Source organism: Tessaracoccus yangjingae (genome assembly GCF_054483935.1).
The window spans coordinates 898,868-913,799 of the sequence record NZ_CM137014.1; the positions used below are offsets into that span (position 1 = coordinate 898,868).

12 protein-coding genes are annotated in these 14,932 nt (G+C 68.7%); 5 read left to right on the forward strand and 7 right to left on the reverse strand.

Going from position 1 to position 14,932, the window contains the following annotated elements; genetic code table 11:
• Nucleotides 1–9: 9 nt before the first annotated feature.
• Together ACX1D3_RS03950 and ACX1D3_RS03955 are read right to left on the reverse strand one after the other, a co-directional pair.
• The gene (locus tag ACX1D3_RS03950; RefSeq protein ID WP_458995686.1) at nt 10–723 is read right to left on the reverse strand and encodes an NYN domain-containing protein; all 714 of its coding nucleotides are present in this window, start codon (nt 721–723) and stop codon (nt 10–12) included.
• A 199-nt stretch (nt 724–922) separates the two neighbouring features.
• The gene (locus tag ACX1D3_RS03955; RefSeq protein ID WP_458995687.1) at nt 923–1,966 is read right to left on the reverse strand and encodes a LacI family DNA-binding transcriptional regulator; all 1,044 of its coding nucleotides are present in this window, start codon (nt 1,964–1,966) and stop codon (nt 923–925) included.
• Between the two features lie 223 nt (nt 1,967–2,189).
• Between ACX1D3_RS03955 and ACX1D3_RS03960 the strand changes: the two genes are divergently transcribed.
• The 5 genes from ACX1D3_RS03960 (at nt 2,190) to ACX1D3_RS03980 (ending at nt 9,426) form a co-directional block, all read left to right on the forward strand.
• On the forward strand, nt 2,190–3,485 hold the full coding sequence (locus ACX1D3_RS03960) for an ABC transporter substrate-binding protein (protein ID WP_458995688.1): 1,296 nt from the start codon (nt 2,190–2,192) through the stop codon (nt 3,483–3,485).
• A gap of 93 nt (nt 3,486–3,578) precedes the next feature.
• The gene (locus tag ACX1D3_RS03965) at nt 3,579–4,541 is read left to right on the forward strand and encodes a carbohydrate ABC transporter permease (protein ID WP_458995689.1); all 963 of its coding nucleotides are present in this window, start codon (nt 3,579–3,581) and stop codon (nt 4,539–4,541) included.
• Nucleotides 4,534–5,346, forward strand: a complete 813-nt coding sequence (locus ACX1D3_RS03970; RefSeq protein ID WP_458995690.1) for a carbohydrate ABC transporter permease — start codon at nt 4,534–4,536, stop codon at nt 5,344–5,346. Before ACX1D3_RS03965 ends, ACX1D3_RS03970 begins: the two co-directional genes overlap by 8 nt.
• Nucleotides 5,343–8,354 carry a beta-galactosidase, LacZ type gene (gene lacZ, locus ACX1D3_RS03975; protein ID WP_458995691.1) on the forward strand — a complete coding sequence of 1,004 codons (3,012 nt, stop codon included), beginning with the start codon at nt 5,343–5,345 and terminating at the stop codon, nt 8,352–8,354. Before ACX1D3_RS03970 ends, lacZ begins: the two co-directional genes overlap by 4 nt.
• A 739-nt stretch (nt 8,355–9,093) precedes the next feature.
• Nucleotides 9,094–9,426 (forward strand): GIY-YIG nuclease family protein, encoded by a 333-nt coding sequence (locus tag ACX1D3_RS03980; RefSeq protein ID WP_458995692.1) that lies wholly within the window; start codon nt 9,094–9,096, stop codon nt 9,424–9,426.
• Between the two features lie 397 nt (nt 9,427–9,823).
• Here the strand turns inward: ACX1D3_RS03980 and ACX1D3_RS03985 are convergent, their stop codons facing one another.
• The 5 genes from ACX1D3_RS03985 to ACX1D3_RS04005 all read right to left on the reverse strand — a co-directional run bounded on the left by ACX1D3_RS03985 (nt 9,824) and on the right by ACX1D3_RS04005 (nt 14,533).
• Complete coding sequence (locus tag ACX1D3_RS03985) at nt 9,824–11,221, reverse strand: uridine kinase family protein (RefSeq protein ID WP_458995693.1); 1,398 nt, start codon at nt 11,219–11,221, stop codon at nt 9,824–9,826.
• 426 nt (nt 11,222–11,647) lie between these two features.
• A complete protein-coding gene (panB, locus tag ACX1D3_RS03990) occupies nt 11,648–12,544 on the reverse strand; it encodes a 3-methyl-2-oxobutanoate hydroxymethyltransferase (protein ID WP_458995694.1) in 897 nt (298 codons plus the stop codon).
• Between the two features lie 8 nt (nt 12,545–12,552).
• The gene (panD, locus tag ACX1D3_RS03995; protein WP_458995695.1) at nt 12,553–12,945 is read right to left on the reverse strand and encodes an aspartate 1-decarboxylase; all 393 of its coding nucleotides are present in this window, start codon (nt 12,943–12,945) and stop codon (nt 12,553–12,555) included.
• Nucleotides 12,945–13,799 carry a pantoate--beta-alanine ligase gene (panC, locus tag ACX1D3_RS04000; protein ID WP_458995696.1) on the reverse strand — a complete coding sequence of 285 codons (855 nt, stop codon included), beginning with the start codon at nt 13,797–13,799 and terminating at the stop codon, nt 12,945–12,947. Before panC ends, panD begins: the two co-directional genes overlap by 1 nt.
• Nucleotides 13,796–14,533: a DUF2520 domain-containing protein gene (locus tag ACX1D3_RS04005; protein ID WP_458995697.1), complete on the reverse strand. Its 738-nt coding sequence runs from the start codon at nt 14,531–14,533 to the stop codon at nt 13,796–13,798. Before ACX1D3_RS04005 ends, panC begins: the two co-directional genes overlap by 4 nt.
• Nucleotides 14,534–14,932 lie beyond the last annotated feature (399 nt).

The following is a 14,932-nucleotide window of genomic DNA, read 5'->3' on the forward strand; positions in this document are numbered from 1 at the left end:
AGGACCGGCTCACTTCGGCTGGACCAGCACCCCGTTGGGCTTCTTCTGCACCACGTAGTCGGGGTGGGCCGCGAAGAGGTCCTTGAGCCTCGCGAAGCCCCAGGTGCGGGAGTCGAAGTCGGAGGCCAGCCGCGAGAGGTTGCTGCCGACGGCGCCGAGGTTGGCCCAGTTGTCGTTGCCCGCGGCCGCGTCGACCGCCTCCGCGAGGAGCTTGTCCAGGAAGTCGTCTCGGGTGAGCTTCTGGGAGGCCACCTCCGCCGGCTTCGTCGTGGCCGCGACCTTGAGGTTCTCGACGTAGACGAAGGTGTCGCACGCGGCCACGAACGGCTTGGGCGTCTTGCGCTCGCCGAAGCCGTAGACCTGCTTGCCGTCCTCCCGGATCCGGGCGGCGAGCCGGGTGAAGTCGCTGTCGCTGGAGACCAGGCAGAAGCCGTCGAGGTTGCCGGCGTGGAGGAGGTCCATCGCGTCGATGATGAGCGAGCTGTCGGTGGCGTTCTTCCCTGTGGTGTAGCTGAACTGCTGGATGGGCTGGATCGAGTGCTGCAGCAGCTCCGCCTTCCACGAGGTGAGCTGCGTCGAGGTCCAGTCGCCATAGGCGCGGCGGACGGACGCGCGTCCGTACTTCGCCACCTCGACGAGCAACTGCTCGATGTGGCTGGCGCGAGCGTTGTCAGCGTCGATCAGAACGGCCAATCGGGCCTCGCGCGGTGTCTCTGTGGCCATGGTGCCCCTTCGTCGTGCACGAACCTACCGCTGAAGCGCCCCTCGGCGACGCGGGCGGGGCCGGGCACCCACTTCGTGGGCGTGTCGTGCACAGGGGGGAGGATTGAGCCGGGGGAGGGGCAGAGGTGATCAGGCGGCGGGGAGGGCCGGGTCAGGCCGGGGGAGGGGCAGAGGTGATCAGGCGGCGGGGAGGGTCGGGTCAGGCCGGGGGAGGGGCGGTGGTGGCCCGGACGATCAGCTCGGTTGGCACCACCACCCGGTCGTGCCGCGCGAGCGTGACGCCCTGGGACCTGATCTGCGCGAGCACCAACTTCACCAGCTCGTGACCGATGCGGTCGAAGTTCTGCCGCACGGTGGTGAGCGGCGGGTAGATGTACTCGCTCAGGGCGATGGCGTCGAAGCCCACCACCGACACGTCCTCGGGGACGCGCCGCCCAGCCTCGTTGAGGGCCCGGATGAGCCCGAACGCCATCTCGTCGTTGGCGCAGAACACGGCGGTGATCCCGGGATCCTCCGCGATCCGGCGGCCCATCGCGTAGCCCGACGCGGGGGTCCAGTCCCCCTGCCAGGCGGGGGGCGCGCTGATCCCAGCGGCCTCCAGGGTCCGCTCCCAGGCGCCGCGGCGCATCAATGCGGGCTCCGAGTCCGCTGGTCCGGCGAGGTGATCCACCCTCCGGTGCCCCAGGCCCAGCAGGTGACGGGTGGCGTCCCGGGCGCCCGGCACCTGGTCCGCCATCACGGCTGGGTAGTGGCCCACGAGGCGGGAGTCCGACACCGCCACCGGCATGCCCGCAGGAAGGGTCAAGGTCTCCGGAGTCGCCTCCTCGGCTCGGATGATCACCAGCCCGTCGATGGCCTGGTTGGAGATGCGGTGCGCGGCGCTCTCCCAGTCCTTGGCGAGCGCGGTCTCGTCGTCGATGCTGAGCAGCGTGACGGTGTAGCCCTCCTCGTCGGCCGCCTTGACGACGGCGCCGGTGGTGAGCACCTCGCCGGTGCGCTCGTAGCGGTGCGCCAGGAGGCCCAGGGTCCCGAAGGACCCGTTGCGCAGCGCCCGGGCGGCCCGGTTGGGGGAGTAACCGAGCTGCGCGATGGCGGCCATCACCTTGGCCTTGGTCTCCGGGCGCACCGGATCCGCGCCCGTCGACACGCGCGACACAGTTTGTGCGGAGACGCCCGCCAGCCGGGCCACGTCTTCGATCGACGGGCCGGTCTTGCGTCGTCCTCGACCCGAGACGGTCCCCATGGCCGGGAGTGTAGCCCGGTTCGGATGTTGACGTCACCATACCTGCGCAACGGGCCGGCTGTGAGCGTGAACAAGTGTTATCTGACCGTTATCTGACCCCCGATGACGGCTCTCGGGAGACGTGCTACGTTTACGTAAACATTGGTATCCGACGTAGGCGAAGACGCCTTCCGGGACGCACCGGCCCGTGCCTCGGTGCAGCCACAGAGACTAAGGAAGTCACATGAACACGTGGAAGAAGCTCGCAGCGATGGCCGTCGTGGTGCCGTTCGCCCTCACCGCCTGCGGCGGCTCCGGGGACAATGGCTCCTCGGCAGCCCCCGAGGGCGACGGCAAGCTGACGGTCTGGGCCTGGGACCCGGCGTTCAACATCTACGCCCTCGAAGAGGCCACGAAGATCTACCAGAAGGATCACCCGGACGTGGAGGTGGAGGTCATCGAGACCCCCTGGGACGACCTGCAGACCAAGCTGACCACGCTTGCCCAGTCGCAGGAGACCGGCGAGCTGCCGGACATCTTCCTCATGCAGAACAACGCGTTCCAGAAGAACGTCATCAACTACCCGGACCTCTTCAACGACTACACGGACACCGACATCGACTTCGGCGAGTTCCCTGAGGGCGTCGTCGCGTACTCCACCATCGACGACATCCACTACGGCCTCCCGTTCGACAACGGCACCGCCATCACAGCGCTCCGCACCGACGTCCTCGAGGAGGCCGGCTACACCGTCGCCGACTTCACCGACATCACGTGGACCGACTTCATCACCAAGGGCAAGGACGTGCTGGCCAAGACCGGCAAGCCGCTCCTCTCGGGCCAGGCCGGCTCCGCCGACCTCATCATGATGATGCTGCAGAGCGCCGGCGCCAGCCTGTTCGACGACGAGGGCAACCCCACCATCGTCGGCAACGAGGCCCTGATCAAGTCCATCGAGACCTACAAGGAGCTCGTCGAGTCCGGCGTTTTCGTCGAGGTCAACTCGTGGGACGAGTACATCGGCACCTTCGTGAACTCCAACGTCGCGGGCACTATCAACGGCGTGTGGATCCTCGGCTCCATCCAGTCGGCCGCTGACCAGAGCGGCCTGTGGGGCATCACCAACCTGCCCAGCCTGGACGGCATCGACGGCGCCACCAACTACTCCGCTAACGGCGGCTCCTCGTGGGCCATCAGCTCCAACGGTGACAAGGCGCTGGCCGCGGACTTCCTCGGCGCCACCTTCGCGGGCTCCAACGAGTTCTACGACACGATCCTCCCGTCGTCGGGCGCTCTGGCGAACTGGCTGCCCGCCGCCGACAGCGACGTGTACTCCGAGCCGCAGGAGTTCTTCGGCGGAGAGCCGATCTTCACCCAGGTGCTCGACTTCGCCGCACAGGTGCCCAGCAACAACACCGGCGCCTACTACTACGAGGGCCGCGACAACGTCAGCGCCTCGATCGTCAAGATCCTGGACGGCACCGACATGGACACCGCGCTCGAGGAGGCCCAGCAGGCCGTCGAGTTCGCGATGCAGTGATCAGGAACCATCGATCAGTGCTTCCGAACTGACCAGTCATCGTGGTGGGGGCCGGTTCTTCCGGCCCCCACCCACGCGAAAGGTGGTGTGAGAGTGTCGAATCAATCACGGGTGGCCGTCCGCAAGGACGTGGCCCCCGACTCTGCGGGCAACGGGTCCGCCAAGAACGGCCGTCGCTTCGGCATCGAGGCACGGCGCAACCTCACGGGCTGGATCTTCCTCCTGCCGGCCGCGATCCTCATCCTCTGGATGAACTTCTGGCCGATGCTCCAGGCGTTCATCCTGTCGATGAAGACGGGGCGGGGCACCAGGCTGAACTTCGCCGATCCCCTCTGGTACAACTACCAGCGCCTGTTCAGCGACGAGATCTTCAAGCTCACCGTCCAGAACACGTTCATCTACCTGATCATCCAGGTGCCGATCATGCTGATCGTCGCCCTCGTGCTGGCCAACCTCCTCAACGACAAGAACCTGCGGTTCAAGGGCCTGTGGCGCACGGCGATCTTCCTGCCCTGCGCGGTCTCGCTGGTGTCGTACTCGCTGGTCTTCCGCACCATGTTCGCCAACGACGGCCTCGTCAACGACATGCTCACGGCGCTCAACTTCATCGACTCGCCGATCAACTGGCTGGGCCAGACCGAGACGGCGCGCTTCGTGATCATCCTCGGCCTGCTGTGGCGCTGGACCGGCTACAACATGGTGTTCTACCTCGCGGCCCTGCAGAACATCGACTACTCGTCGCTCGAGGCCGCCAAGATCGACGGCGCCAACTCGTGGAAGACGTTCTGGTACGTGACCATCCCGCAGCTCAAGCCGATGATCCTGCTCACCGCGATCCTCTCGACCAACGGCACCATTCAGCTGTTCGACGAGTCCTGGAACCTCACGCAGGGCGGCCCGGCGTACACGTCGATGACCATGTCGCACTACCTGTTCGAGGTGTCGTTCCAGAGGAACCCCAACTTCGGCTACGGCGCGGCGCTGTCCTACGTGATCCTGATCATGGTGGCGGTGCTGGCGTTCATCCAGATGAAGATCGGTGATAAGCGTGACTAAGACCCAGTGGCGCCGCGTGCCCTCCTACCTGTTCCTCGCGGTCTCGGCGATCGTGTCGGTCTTCCCGCTGTACTTCATGGTGGTCTCGGCCACCAACACCAGCCAGGACGTGCTCAGCTCGCGCATGCTTCCAGGGACCGCCCTGATCGACAACTTCGTCTCGCTGGTCTCCCAGCAGGACGTGGCCTCGGCCATGTGGTACTCCACCATCAACGCCGTCGGCACCACCGTGCTCGCGCTGCTGGTGTGCTCCATCGCCGGCTACGGCTTCGAGGTGTTCCACTCCAAGGGCAAGGACCGCCTGATGGCATTCCTGCTCCTCGCGATGATGATCCCCTTCGCGGCCACGATGATCCCGCTGTTCCAGATGTTCGCGGACTTCGGCATGGTCAACTCGGTGGGCGCGGTCATCCTGCCCGCCATCGCCACGCCGTTCCTGGTGCTGTTCTTCCGCCAGGCCTCGCGGTCCTTCCCGCACGAGATCATCGAGGCGGCCCGCATCGACGGGCTGGGCGAGGTCAGCATCTTCTTCCGGATCTTCATCCCCACGATGAGGTCCACCCTGGCGGCCGCGGCCGTCATCACCTTCATGACCGCGTGGAACAACTTCCTGTGGCCCAAGGTGATCCTCGTCAACAACTCTTTCCAGACCATGCCGATGCTCATCTCGAACCTGCGCGCCGGCTACGTGACCGACTACGGAGTACTGATGCTCGCCGTTCTGATGGCGTCCCTGCCCACGATGGTTGTCTTCCTCGTGCTGCAGCGCGCCTTCGCCGAGGGCATCACAGGAGCCATCAAGTGACATTCGATCCCACCAGAATCGCCGACCCCACCTACTTCGCCGAGAACCGGCTGCCCGCGCACTCGGACCATCGCTGGTTCGCGGGCCCCGCCGAGGCGTCGCTCGGAGTGAGCAGCTTCGAGCAGTGCCTCAACGGGGTGTGGAAGTTCCACTACGCCAAGAACCTCGCGCTCGCGCCGTCGGGCTTCGAGGCCGCTGACTACGACGTGGACGCCTGGGACGACATCCGCGTCCCCGGCCACATCCAGCTGCAGGGCTACGACAGGGCCCAGTACGCCAACGTCCAGCACCCCTGGGACGGACTCGAGGACATCTGGCCCGGCGAGATCCCGACGAAGTTCAACCCGGTGGGCAGCTACGTCACCCACTTCACTCTCGACCACCCGCTGGCCGACGGCGAGCGGCTCAGCGTCTCCTTCAAGGGGGCTGAGTCCACCATCGCGGTGTGGCTGAACGGGCACTACGTGGGCTACGGCGGAGACGCGTTCACGCCGTCGGAGTTCGACCTCACCGGGTACCTCGTCGACGGCGAGAACAGGCTCGCCGCGCAGGTGTACAAGTGGAGCGGCGCCGCGTGGATCGAGGACCAGGACTTCTACCGGTTCTCCGGCATCTTCCGCGACGTGATGCTCTACCGCCGCCCGGCCGTGCACGCCGAGGACCTGCGGATCAGCACGCCGGTGGCCGACGATCTGGTCGCGGCCGAGGTCAAGGTGGCCGTGTCGCTGCAGGGGGAGGGCTCCGTCCGGGCCACCCTCGCCGGCGTCGGTGAGCTCGCGGCCGGGAGCGACGGGGTGCTGGCGGTCTCCGTCGAGCACCCGCGGCTCTGGAGCGCGGAGGACCCGCAGTTCTACGACCTGACCGTCGAGGTGCTCGACGTAGCCGGGGCCGTCGTCGAGGTGATCCCGCAGCGCGTGGGCATCCGCCGCTTCGGCATCGAGGACGGCGTGATGAAGATCAACGGCCGCCGGGTGGTGTTCAACGGTGTCAACCGGCACGAGTTCGGGCTCCAGGGCCGGGTGATGTCGCGGGAGCAGACCGAGGCGGATCTGCGCCTGATGAAGGCCCACAACATCAACGCGGTGCGCACCAGCCACTACCCCAACAACTCGTTCCTCTACGAGCTCACCGACGAGTACGGCCTCTACGTCATCGACGAGATGAATCTCGAGTCCCACGGCATGTGGGACGCGGTGGTGCGTGGGCGGGTCACGCTGGAGCAGGCGGTGCCGGGCGATCTGCCCGAGTGGCGCGACATCCTGGTGGACCGCGCCACCAACATGATGCAGCGGGACAAGAACCACGCCAGCATCATCATGTGGTCCCTGGGCAACGAGAGCTTCGGCGGCACTAACCTGCGTGACCTCGCCGACTTCGTCCGCGCCTCAGACACGCGCCCCGTGCACTACGAGGGCGTCCACTGGGACCCGCGGTACCCCGAAACCACCGATGTGGTCTCGCAGATGTACACCCCGGCCGCCACCATCGAGGAGTTCCTCGCCGCCAACCGGGACAAGCCGTTCATCCTGTGCGAGTACGCCCACACGATGGGCAACTCGTTCGGTGCCGTCGACAAGTACATCGACCTCGCCTACAGGGAGCCTCTCTACCAGGGCGGGTTCATCTGGGACTTCTCTGATCAGGCCATCGCCCTCAAGGACCGCCACGGCAAGCCGTACTTCGGCTACGGCGGTGACTGCGGCGAGGCGCCGCACGACGCGGAGTTCAGTGGCAACGGGATCGTGTTCGCGGACCACTCGCCCAGCCCGAAGCTGCAGGAGGTCAAGAAGCTCTACCAGGGGCTGGCCATCCAGATCTCGGGTGACTCGTTCGAGGTGGAGAACCGGCTGCTGTTCACGGGCACGTCGGCCTACCGGTGCGTGGTGACGCTGGGCCGCGAGGGTCGCGTGCTGGCCGAGGCCGTTGTCGAGACGGACGTGGACCCCGGAGACACCGGCAACTACCCGCTGCCGGTGGACCTGCCCGATGCGGCCGGCGAGTACACCGTCGACGTGTCCTTCCGTCTCCGGCACGCCACGCGCTGGGCCCCGGCCGGGCACGAGGTGTCGTGGGAGCAGGCGGTGTTCACCGTCGCGGGGGATCCCGCCCCTTCGTCCCCGCGGCACGCACCGCAGCTGATTGACGGCATCCACAACTTCGGGGTCCGGGGCCGGCACTTCACCGCCCTGTTCTCGAAGCTCTACGGCGGGCTGGTGTCCTACCGCTACGGCCTCTCCTCCGACGGCGGGCGCGAGCTGGTGCGCGGCATCCCGAAGCCCAACTTCTGGCACGCCCCCACCTCCAACGAGCGCGGCTGGAACATGCCGTTCCGCGACGGGCAGTGGGCGCTGGCAAGCCGCTACGCCGAGGCGAGCGAGGCCGGACCGTCCGCTGAGGTCAAGGGCGACGTCGTCGAGATCCGCTACACCTACGAGCTGCCCAGCAGCCCCGCGGGTGAGTGCGACGTGGTGTATCTCGTCGACGGCGAGGGTCGCGTCGAGGTGACCCTGACGGTGCGGCCGGGTGACGGGCTGACCGACATGCCGGAGTTCGGGCTCATGCTCGTCACGGACCCGGATCTCGGCAGGCTCACCTGGTACGGCGAGGGACCCGAGGAGAGCTATGTGGACCGACGCTCCGGAGCTCGCCTGGGCGTGTGGGCGGCGGATGTTGCGGAGCAGCTGACTCCCTACATCCGTCCTCAGGAGTCGGGCAGCCACACCGGTGTCCGGTGGGCCACCGTCACCGACGCCCACGGCGCCGGGCTGCGCTTCGAGTCCGTCGACGAGCCCATGGAGTTCTCGGCCCTGCCGTGGACGCCGTTCGAGATCGAGAACGCGGCCCACCCGGTGGACCTGCCTCCGATCCAGAAGACGGTGCTGCGCCCGGCGCTCATGCGTCGCGGCGTGGGCGGCGACGACAGCTGGGGCGCGATGACCCACCCCGAGTACCGGCTGCCGCAGGGTGAGGAACTGGTCTTCCGGTTCGCCTTCCAGGGCATCCGCTGACCGGCCGGTCGCTGTCTGGGTCCACGCACCCAGACAGCGACCGGTTCGCTCTCCCGACAGCCGGTTGAGCCGGGCCGCCCCTGTTCCGCTGGTTGAGCCGCGCCGACCCCTCCGCTGGTTGAGCCGGGCGCGCGTCGCTTCGCTCCTTGCGGCCCGGGTCGCCCTGTTCCGCTGGTTGAGCCGCGCCGAGCCGCCTGCGGCTCAGCGCGTGTCGAAACCAACCCGCACATGTTTCAAGGACCTGGCCAAGGTCCGCGGGGACCTTCACGTCGGTTTCGACGCGGGCGCGCGTCGCTTCGCTCCTCGCGGCCCGGCTCAACCAGCGGTGGGATAGGCCCGGCTCAAACCGGCGGTGTTCCGCTGGGTGAGGCGGTCGGGCGCGAAGCGGCGCAGCCCGCGCCGAAACCACCGACCCGCACACGGTTCAAGGACCTGTGCAAAGACCTGGCGGAGGTCCGAGGGGACAGTCGCGTCGGTTTCGACGCGGGCGCGCGTCGCTTCGCTCCTCGCGGCCCGGCTCAACCAGCGGTGGGATAGGCCCGGCTTAAACCGGGGTGGGACAGGCCCGGCTCAAACCGGCGGTGTTCCGCTGGGTGAGGCGGTCGGGCGCGAAGCGGCGCAGCCCGCGCCGAAACTACCTATCCACGCCGACACCCAGACTCACCTTCCGCGTCAGCCGTCCGTCCACAGCATTGAAGCCGTGTGGGAAATCGACCCCGGTCATCACGACCATCAGGGCATGCCATTCACCTACATGCTCGAATGCAGCGACGGGAGCTTCTACGTGGGTTCAACCTGGGACCTGGGCGAACGGGTCAGCCAGCACATGGCCGGCCGCGGCGCGACGTACACGAGCCGACGGCGTCCCGTGCGTCTGGTCTGGGCTGAGGAGTTCGAGCGGGTGGACGAGGCCTACGCGATGGAGAAGCGCGTGCAGGGCTGGGGCCGCGAGAAGAGGATCGCCCTGATCGAAGGACGCTACGACGACCTGCCGACGCTGGCCAGGAAGGGCCGCCGGGCCGCCGCGTGCGAGATCTCCCCGGAAGCGAGAGAGCGGTTGGACCAGCCCTGACCTGCGGCTCCGCCACCCACCACCGTCAGCGATGTCCTGATACACAACCGTCAGCGATGTCCTGATACACAACTGTCAGCGATGTCCTGATGCAGGAACTGTCAGCGATGTCTTGAGACATCACATCTGGGCCATGAACCTGGGCCAGGTCCTTGAACCAGGCGCAGGTTGGTTTCGACACGCGCTGAGCCGCAGGCGGCTCGGCGCGGCTCAACCAGCGGAACAGGCGACCCGGGCCGCGAGTAGCGAAGCGACGCGCGCCCGTGGCGACTTGGTTTGAGCCGGGCCGACCCCTCCGCTGGTTGAGCCGGGCCGCAAGGAGCGAAGCGACGCGCGCCCGCGTCGAAACCGACGCGAGTTCGCCAGCGACTTGGTGGGCGGGGTCCTCGAACTGGGGTCAGCCTGCGGGATGGGCGTAGACGCTGCCGCCGATGAACTCCCGCAGGATCGAGTTGAACGGCACCCGCTCGGAGCCGATCGGCTCGAAGAAGGTCAACAGGTTGAGCAGCCGGTCCCGGGTGTCCATGCTCGGGCTGCCGTCGGGGATGGTTCTGAGAGCCGCCTCGGCGAAGGGGCGCAGGGCGTTCAGCTCGTAGATCATGCTGGAGTTGAACATCACGTCGGCGTCCTCCTGGAACAGGAAGACATGGGCGTATTCGCCGCGCCGCACGCTGTCCCACTGGCCGATCGTCACCTCGGGCGAGATGCCGCGGTCCCGGTGGTCGCGGACGATCCGCCGCAGTAGCCGCACCTCCGTCGTCGGCACCCGGTTCATCAGATCGATGTTGAGGCCGCCCAGCGCGCTGACGTACACCTTGAACACGGCGTTGCGCTTGACCCGCTCCATCAGCCGCGGGTTGAGGGCGTGGATGCCCTCGATCAGCAGGATCTCGGCGGGTCCCACCTGCACCCGGGTGGTGGTGGCGAGGCGGGTGCCGGTGACGAAGTCGAACGTCGGCGCCGCGATGGGCCGCCCGTCCACGAGTTCCGCCAGGTGGTGGGTGAGGAGGGGGAGGTCGAGCGCGTCGGGGCTCTCGAAGTCGTAGCGGCCGTCCTCGTCGACCGGGGTGAACGCCCGGTCCAGGAAGTAGTTGTCCAGCGACAGCGCCACTGGCTTGAGTCCGTTGACCTCGAGCTGGGTGGCGAGGCGCTGTGTCGTGGTGGTCTTCCCCGACGACGACGGGCCCGAGATGGCCAGCACCCGCAGGGCCCTGCGCTCGGCGAGGATGACGTCGGCGATGTCGGAGAGCCGCTTCTCGTGCAGCGCCTCCGCGATGTTGATGAGCTTCGTCGACCGCCCCGAGACGATGAAGTCGTTGACGTCGGCCACCACCTCGACGTCGATGCGGTCCAGCCACTCCTGGCTCTCGGCGTAGGCGGCGGACAGCCGCGTCGGCGGGATCAGGGGGGCGCCGTCGCCCTTGTCCACGTCGCCGAAGTCGACGATGAAGCCGTCCGCGAAGGGGATGACCTCGAACGGCTCCACCTGCGCCGGATCCATGATCACGGGGTAGACCACGCGGGCGACGAGGTCGCCGACCTGGTAGACGTGGTAGCCGCCGTCGCGGCCCAGGGATGTGATGCTGCTCGCCGGATCCGTGGCCCACTCCTTGAGTCGCGTGTCGATGAGCCGAACCTCCCGCGTCGAGAGGGCCGATCCGACGAGGTTGCAGTAGACGCCCTCCAAGATGGAGTAGGAGGTCTTGAGCCGCTCGTCGGGGAACAGGTCGTGGATCACCTTGATCAGGCCCACCTTGACCGTCTGGCGTCCCTGGCGCAGATGTGTCTCGCGCATGGCCGTGCCTTTCCTCGCGATACCTCGACGGTACTCGCGCGAGGGTGCGTCGCGGGGGCTTCGGTCGAGTCCTCGGACGATGTGCTGAAGGCTTCGACACCGCTGCGGGCGCTTCGCGCCGCGTCGGGATCTTCGGAAATCCTCGGGGGCGAGCGCGCTTTTTCGCTGGCTGAGGTGTGAGGAGCCTTAGCGACGAGCCTCGAAGCCTCGGAAGAGTGACGTTGTCAGCTTGCGTTTCTTAGGCTTCGAGGCCGCTTCGCGGCACCTGAGCCAGCGGGGAGGGGCGCTTCGCGGCACCTGAGCCGGTGGGAAGGGGCGCTTCGCGGCACCTGAGCCGGTGGGAAGGGGCGCTTCGCGGCACCTGAGCCGGTGGGAAGGGGCGCTCCGCGGCACCTCAGCCAGCGGGAGGGGGGGCTCCGCGGCACCTCAGCCAGCGGGGGAGGAGTGGTGGGCGCGGAAGGCGGCCAGCTCGTCGGCGTTGATGCCGTAGCAGTGCTCGGGCCCGGGATAGGAGCCGTCGCGGACCTCGGCGGCGTAGCGGCGCAAACCCTCCACCACCCGGCCGTGCACGTCCGCGAAGCGCTTGACGAAGCGCGCCGAACCACCCGACGACATGCCCAGCAGGTCATGGAACACCAGCACCTGCCCATCGGTCGACGGGCCGGCGCCGATCCCGATCACCACCGCGTCCATCGTCGGCATGATCGCCTCCGCCAGGGCCGCGGGGATGGCCTCGAACACCATCGAGAAGCACCCCGCCTCCTGTAGCGCGAGGGCCTCGTCGGCCACCCGTCGCGCCCCGGACGCGGTGCGGCCCTGGGCCTTGAATCCGCCCAGCTCGGCGGCGGTCTGCGGGGTGAGGCCCACGTGACCCATGACGGGGATGCCTGCCGCGACAATGGCGCGCACCCGCGACACCGACGCCTCGCCGCCCCCCTCCAGCTTCACCGCGTCGCAGCCCGCCTCGTCGACGAAGCGCCGCGCCGTGGCGACCGCCTGCTCGTCGCTGTCCTCGTAGGAGCCGTAGGGCAGGTCCCCCACGAGCATCGGCGCGCCCAGCCCGCGCCGCACCGCCGCAGTCAGCATCAGCATCTCGTCCACCGAAACCTCGTTGGTGCTCGCGTAGCCGAGCACCGTCATGGCGCCCGAGTCCCCCACGAGCACCACGTCCACACCGGCCTCCTCGGCCGCGAGAGCGCCCGGGTAGTCGTACGCGGTCACCATGACGATGGCCTCCCCGGCCCGCTTCATCTCAGCGAGGACCGACGGCGTGACGCGGGCATCGGCGGCGGGGGCGCCTCCGTGGCGGGGCCTGGCGGACATCCGAGGGCTCAGCGGGCGCCGGTGAGGAGGGTGGCCACCTCTGCGTCCACGTCCACGATGGCGTTGCTGCCGGCCTCCACGTGCACGACGACGGGCTCGTAGGTGACGAGCTCGGCGCTGTCGTACTGCGCGTAGGAGATGACGATGATGGTGTCGCCGCGATGCACGAGGCGCGCGGCGGCGCCGTTGACCTTCATCTGACCGGAGCCGCGCTCGCCAGCGATGGTGTAGGTCTCGAAGCGGGCGCCGTTGTCGACGTTCACGACGGCGACCTGCTCGTGTTCGAGGATGTCGGCGGCCTCGAGGAGGTCCGGGTCCACCGTGATGGAGCCGACGTAGTGCAGGTCCGCATCCGTCACGGTGGCGCGGTGGATCTTGGACTTCAACATGGTGCGGTACATCAGCGGGCCTCCTGGCTGGCGGTCACGGGCGGGATGGGGAGGTTGTCGATGAGCCGGACGGCGCCCACGTGGGCGGCGACGACGGCGAGCGAGGGACGGGTCAGGTCCTCGGCGGGGGTGAAGGTGTCGGGGTCCACGACGGCGAGGTACTCGGGCTCGACGCCTCGGGTTCGCATGGCGCCCATGCCGACGCGCTCGGCGGCCCGGGCGTCCGCCCCGTCGGCGACGGCGGCAGCTGCGGCCTCCAGCCCGGCCTTCAGCGCCAGCGCGCGGGGCCGGTCCTCGGGGCCGAGGCGGATGTTGCGGCTGGACATCGCCAGGCCGTCGGGCTCGCGGACGGTGGCGCAGACCTCGATGTCCACGGGCAGCCCCAGATCCGCCACGAGGCGCCGGACCACGGTCACCTGCTGCGCGTCCTTCTGGCCGAAGTAGGCCACATGCGGCGCCACCGCGATGAGGAGCTTGGCCACCACGGTGGCCACCCCGTCGAAGTGGGAGGCGCCGCGGTGCGCGCCCTCGAGTGGCTCGCTGACCCCCCGCACGCTGACGGTGGTGGCGTAGCCCGCCGGGTACATCTCCTCGACGGCGGGGACGAACAGCAGGTCCGCGCCGGCCCCCTCGGCGAGGTGGGCGTCGCGGACCTCGTCGCGAGGGTAGGCCGCGAGGTCTGCGGTGTCGTTGAACTGCGTGGGGTTGACGAAGACCGAGGCCACCACCGTGTCGCAGGCGCCTCTGGCGGCGGAGATCAGCGTCAGGTGCCCCTCGTGGAGGGCGCCCATGGTGGGCACCAGACCAACCCGCCCGGCGCCGGTCAACGCGTCGCGCAGCTCCGCGACACTCCGCACGATCCTCATGCGCGTGCCCTCTCGGCGAGCCGCCCCGTGGCGGCGACCATGGCGTCGAACAGGTCCAGATCCGCAGGGCTGAGCCGCTCGACGGCGGCGCGCTGCCTGGCGACGGTCTGGTGGTCGCCGCGCGCCACGGGTCCGGTCAGCACGGGTGCCGCACCGTGGGCCGCCCAGTTGTCGACGGTGGCGCGGACCATCGGCACCAGGCGCTCGCGAGGCACGCCCGCCGAGGCGGCGAGGCGCTCCGCGAGGTCCTCGAGCGTGAGGAGGAAGTTTGACGCCACGGAGGCCGCGGCGTGGTAGGCCGGGCGGGCATCGTCGTCCACCTCGACGGGGGACATCCCCAGCGACCTGGCAAGGGCTCCGGCCGCCACGAGCGCCCGCGTGCTGGTGCCGGCGACCGCGGCCGTCGCGCCGTCGAACGAGGTGGGGCCGCCCGCGGGGACAGTCATGAGCGGGTGCAGGCCGAAGGCCTCATGCGGTGCCAGGGAAGCAAGGGTGGTGGCCCCGGAGCAGTGGCCGACCAGGAGTCCGGGACGTGGGCGGATCGCGGCGGCGGCGACGCCGATCTGGGAGTCCGGCACGCACAGCAGCACCACATCGCAGTCACGAGGGTCCGCGCCCCTGCCGAGCGGGCCGAGGAGGTCCCACCCGGCGCCCTGGAGCGCCTCGCTCAGGGCCGTGCCCAGACGGCCGCCACCCACGACGGCGACGCGCGGGCGCGTCGGGGCATCGTGCATCGGGGCTCCTCGGGCAGGTGGCGGTATGGGTGCAGCAACTGTAGACGAGGTTGCCGGAAAGCCCGCTGCCGTGCCCGGGTGCTGGGCCCCGTCCGGGCCCCGAAACCGGGCATAAGTACGACGAAGTGTAGTACATGGTTGGACTGCATTTTGGCTCACCAAGAAACATCATCGGAGCGCCTGAGTGCCGCTCCGGCCTTGACACGCCGCCCGGGGGCGGGCCGTCGCCCAGTCATCATGCCTAGTCAGCGAGATTCGACGAAGGGTGAAGAGGCCGGCCCGGGGTCCACGGCGGTCATTCAGAAGTCCTGCCGAAAGTGAGCCTTGTGGACCCCAACGGGCCAGGCCTAGCGTCCGAAGCGTTCGTCCTCGCCCGATTCGCCCAGCCAAGGGGGTGCC

Coding starts and splice junctions, on each gene's coding strand:
- ACX1D3_RS03950 (WP_458995686.1), bottom strand. CDS start 723: ATGGCCACAGAGACACCGCGCGAGGCCCGATTGGCCGTTCTGATCGAC.
- ACX1D3_RS03955 (WP_458995687.1), bottom strand. CDS start 1,966: ATGGGGACCGTCTCGGGTCGAGGACGACGCAAGACCGGCCCGTCGATC.
- ACX1D3_RS03960 (WP_458995688.1), top strand. CDS start 2,190: ATGAACACGTGGAAGAAGCTCGCAGCGATGGCCGTCGTGGTGCCGTTC.
- ACX1D3_RS03980 (WP_458995692.1), top strand. CDS start 9,094: ATGCCATTCACCTACATGCTCGAATGCAGCGACGGGAGCTTCTACGTG.
- ACX1D3_RS03985 (WP_458995693.1), bottom strand. CDS start 11,221: ATGCGCGAGACACATCTGCGCCAGGGACGCCAGACGGTCAAGGTGGGC.
- panB (WP_458995694.1), bottom strand. CDS start 12,544: ATGTCCGCCAGGCCCCGCCACGGAGGCGCCCCCGCCGCCGATGCCCGC.
- panD (WP_458995695.1), bottom strand. CDS start 12,945: ATGTACCGCACCATGTTGAAGTCCAAGATCCACCGCGCCACCGTGACG.
- panC (WP_458995696.1), bottom strand. CDS start 13,799: ATGAGGATCGTGCGGAGTGTCGCGGAGCTGCGCGACGCGTTGACCGGC.
- ACX1D3_RS04005 (WP_458995697.1), bottom strand. CDS start 14,533: ATGCACGATGCCCCGACGCGCCCGCGCGTCGCCGTCGTGGGTGGCGGC.